Annotated in this window: 1 pseudogene; it reads left to right on the top strand. The window is 56.4% G+C overall.

The annotated features are described in order from the left end of the window. Positions 1 to 197 precede the first annotated feature (197 nt). Positions 198 to 346: pseudogene (locus tag EN861_RS36560) on the top strand (3-methyl-2-oxobutanoate hydroxymethyltransferase); the annotation flags it as partial.

Raw genomic sequence — 346 nt, 5'->3', positions numbered from 1 at the left:
GTCCCTTTTGCGCGATCGCTCATGATCTCTGATGTGCTTGGGTAAGCCAAGAAGTAGCTGAACCGATTGAATTTTGTTCTCACCAATAACCGTCAGCGCGTCAACTCACGTGCGTGGCAAATTAGTTCTTCGCACCTGCACAAAAATATGCCACACGCGACACCGCACGATTGTTGACGCAAGGGAAGGAGCCCTCTTTGAGTGTGGTTGCTGATACAAGGGCGGTAACGCCGCCGGATATTCGTGCGCGAAAGGGTGGGACGCCGATCGTCTGCCTTACCGCCTACACGACCCCGGTTGCCCGACTGGTCGATCCCCGTTGTTGCGATGTGGTGCTGGGCGCGGC

The sequence above is a fragment of the Mesorhizobium sp. M8A.F.Ca.ET.218.01.1.1 genome (genome assembly GCF_004791165.1).
Classification (GTDB): domain Bacteria; phylum Pseudomonadota; class Alphaproteobacteria; order Rhizobiales; family Rhizobiaceae; genus Mesorhizobium.
This window is presented reverse-complemented; position numbering and strand designations above follow the sequence as displayed.